3 protein-coding genes are annotated in these 3,791 nt (G+C 53.8%); 2 read left to right on the top strand and 1 reads right to left on the bottom strand.

Annotated features, from left to right (window positions below):
* The coding region (locus tag V6D20_08540; protein HEY9815829.1) for an ABC-F family ATP-binding cassette domain-containing protein at window positions 1-1,583 on the bottom strand (1,583 nt) is incomplete at its 3' end.
* Between the two features lie 142 nt (window positions 1,584-1,725).
* Between V6D20_08540 and speB the strand changes: the two genes are divergently transcribed.
* Window positions 1,726-2,757 (top strand): agmatinase, encoded by a 1,032-nt coding sequence (gene speB, locus V6D20_08535; GenBank protein HEY9815828.1) that lies wholly within the window; start codon window positions 1,726-1,728, stop codon window positions 2,755-2,757.
* 137 nt (window positions 2,758-2,894) lie between these two features.
* On the top strand, window positions 2,895-3,449 hold the full coding sequence (locus tag V6D20_08530; GenBank protein HEY9815827.1) for a thioredoxin family protein: 555 nt from the start codon (window positions 2,895-2,897) through the stop codon (window positions 3,447-3,449).
* The last annotated feature ends 342 nt before the right edge of the window (window positions 3,450-3,791 follow it).

The following is a 3,791-nucleotide window of genomic DNA, read 5'->3' as shown; positions in this document are numbered from 1 at the left end:
TTACCGGGATAGCGGCGCACTTCACCACCAGGATGGAAGGCAAAAATCTGATCCACCGTGCGGTCTAGGAAGTAGCGATCGTGGGACACAATAATCACACAGCCGTTGAACTGGTCTAGATAGTCTTCCAACACCCCAAGGGTTTGCACATCAAGATCATTGGTGGGCTCATCCAGGATGAGCAGATTAGGAGCCTTCATCAGCACCCGCAGCAAAAACAGCCGCCGCTTTTCGCCCCCAGATAGTTTATGAAGAGGCAGATATTGCTGGTTGGAGGGAAACAGGAAGCGCTCTAGCATTTGCGAGGCGGTAATCTGATCGCCGTCCTTGGTTTGCACGAGACTCGCTTCGTCTTTGAGGTATTCAATCACCCGCTGCTCTTGGTTAGCAGCGGCCATCAGGGTTTCCGACTGTTGATCAAAATAACCGATGTGGATGGTTTGACCAATGTCAACGGTGCCGCTGTCGGGGGGAAGTTTGCCAATGATCATATTCAGCAGGGTGGATTTACCCACGCCGTTGCCGCCAATGACGCCAATCCGATCCTCGGGACTGAAGGCATAGGTGAAGGACTGAATCAGGGTGCGATCGCCATAGCTTTTACTCACATCCTGGAGTTCTACTACCTTCTTGCCAATGCGCCGCCCTGGCGTGGAGATTTCCACCCGCTCTTGCCCGCCCTTGAACTCCTGATCTTGCATATCAGAGATGCGATCGATACGAGCCTTTTGCTTGGTGCTGCGAGCTTTGGGGCCGCGTTTCAGCCATTCTAGCTCTCGCCGCAGCAGGCCTCGATGTTTACGCTGGCGGCTCACGTCTACGTCTTCAGCGATCGCCTTCTTTTCCAGGTAGTAGGCATAGTTACCGGCATAGGCCGTTAGGTCACCCCGATCCAGTTCTAGAATGCGGGTGGTGACTTGGTCTAGGAAGTAGCGATCGTGGGTAATCAGTAAAATGGCTCCAGGATATTGATTCAGATAGCCTTGCAGCCAGTCCACAGAGTCGGTATCTAGATGGTTAGTGGGCTCATCCATCAGCAGCAAATCTGGCTCAGACAGCAAAGCCGTGGCCAGGGCAATCCGCCGCTGGTAGCCACCGGACAGCGTGCCGACCTTAGCTTCAAAGTCTTCAATGCCCAGCTTGCTGAGAATGATCTTAGCCTTGGTTTCTAGCTCCCAAGCTCCAGCGGTTGCCATTTGCTCAGAAATGGTGGAAAGTTGCCCCATAATCCGATCCATGTCTTGACCGCTAACCCGCCCCAGTTGGTGAGATAGGGCTTCATACTGGCGCACGAGGGCCATTTGTTCGCCACTGTCGGCAAAGACCTGTTCTAACACGGTGCGATCGCTCTCCAACTGCGGCTGTTGGGGTAAATACACCGCGCGGATATTGGGATTCACCCAGCATTCACCGCTGTCAATGGGCTCTAGCCCCGCCAAAATTTTCAGCAGCGTAGACTTGCCGGAGCCGTTGGTGCCAATCAGTCCAACCTTGTCGTTTGCTCCTAGGCTGAAGCTTGCCTCCCGCAAAATTTCTTTAATACCAAAGTCTTTATTAACGGATTGCAGGGTCAAGATACTCATGGTGAATCACTGAAACGGAGGTCAAGAACGAAAGACTGAACAAGCAGGAAATTGCCCATGGTGATAGGGCAGGCCATGGGGCATAATTCTTCTAGTTTAGGCATGATAGTAGGGAGTTCGTGTTCTTGAGAGCAGGGCAGGCTTGGCCCAGCGCTTCTGGCGGATCGGCGGCGATCGCTCCCTGCCTGACTTCCCCAGCTATTCCATCCAATATCCCACTACACCATCCCACTACATCACAGGACTGAGTTGCCCCATGTTGACGCAAAAACCCACTGCCCATAGTCCCTTTTTGGGAGACGAGGTCGCGGCAGACTACGAAACGGCGCGGGTGGTGATTCTGCCCATTCCCTACGAAGCCACAACAACCTACCGCAAAGGGTGTCAAGATGGCCCCGCTTCAATCTTAGATGCGTCGCAGCAAGTTGAATACTACGACGAAGAACTGGAGCAAGAATATTGGCCCGTCGGCATCTACACCCATACGCCCATTGCCGACACCCGCAGCCAACCCATGCTCACGGCAGCGGTGATGCTGCAAGACACCTGTAAGACGGTGCGATCGCTTTGGGATGATGGCAAGTTTGTGATTGGCCTAGGGGGAGAGCATAGCATTACCGAAGGGCTAGTGCGGGCCTATCAAGAATCGTCATCCACCCCGTTCACGGTCGTGCAAATTGATGCCCATGCCGACCTACGTCAGGAATATGAAGGTTCCATCCACAATCACGCCTGCGTGATGCGACGGGTGTTAGACATGGGGCTGCCCACGGTGCAAATTGGCATTCGCAGCATTTGCCGAGAAGAAGCTGACCTGATTCGTGACAAAGATCTATGCGTGTTTCGGGCGCGGGAAATTGCTCGCCAGCCCGATTGGATCGATCGGGCGATCGCTAGCATTCCCACCCGTGCAGTTTTCCTAACCATTGACCTCGATGGCATCGACCCCACCCACATGCCCGGCGTCGGCACCCCAGAGCCCGGTGGGTTAGATTGGTATAGCCTTACAGAATTTCTGCGGCGGCTGTTTGAACAGTACGACGTCCTGGGTTGTGATGTGATGGAATTGGCCCCTGTGGTTGACTCCGTTGTTTCGGAATTCACTGCGGCTAAGCTGGTGTATAAACTCATCGGCTATCAAGCGATCGCCCAACAGTGGGACGTTCCCACCTAAATCCTGCTCACCTAGGTTGCACCGAACTGCTGTCTTGCTGGCTGTTGACATCGTCCGAGTTGACCTTGTCCGATAGATCGCCGATCTATGATCAGCGATCGCTCGTTTGACCCACCTCGCTGAATCTTGTGGCATCCATGACTTTTATAGAACAGACCGGTACCCGCATTGGTGACTACGCCCCTGATTTTGAACTACGCGGGGTGGATCGCCAAGTGCATCATCTAGCCAACTATCTACAGCAGTTTCGGGCCGTGGGTGTGGTAACGCTATCCAACCACTGTCTCTATGTGCGCACCTACCTCAACTGCCTCAAACAGCTTCAGACCCAATTTCAATCCGCAGGCTTTACGCTAATTGGCATCAACGGCAATGACGATCGCCGCTATCCCGAAGATGACTTCGGCAACATGATTAGCTTTGCCAACGACCACCAGCTCAACTTCCCCTACCTGCGAGATGCCACCCAAGATGTGTTGCGCAGTTTTGGGGCCGACTACACACCGGAAGCCTTCTTGATCGACGCCCAGGGAAAGCTATGCTATCGCGGGGCCATTGATGATGCCAACCATCAGCTCAACCAAGCCGTCCACCACTACTTTCAAGATGCGATCGCCCAACTGCTAGCAGATCAACCAATTACCGTGGCTTCCAACCCCGCCACCGGCAGCACCATCAAATGGCGCAGCTAGCCGCCCGACGGATCCTGGTTTCTCCATCCTGCGTTCCCTAGCCTCGCCTAACGCTACAGGGACGTTGCCTAGGCAGCAAGGTGTCTAATGTAACCTTTTGCAACTTTGCAACACAGGGCCCTACAACGGCAGTTGTGCTGCTATCTTAAGTGGGAGATCACTTAAAAAAGCGTTACACCGGGATGACTTACCAGCGCATTCTGCTGAAATTGAGCGGTGAAGCCCTAATGGGGGAGCTAGCCTACGGCATTGATCCCATGATCGTGCAAGGGATTGCAGAAGAAGTATTAGAAGTTGTGAGCATGGGTGTCCAGGTTGCCATTGTGGTAGGCGGGGGCAACA

It is taken from the genome of Candidatus Obscuribacterales bacterium (assembly GCA_036703605.1).
GTDB lineage: Bacteria > Cyanobacteriota > Cyanobacteriia > RECH01 > RECH01 > RECH01.
This window is presented reverse-complemented; position numbering and strand designations above follow the sequence as displayed.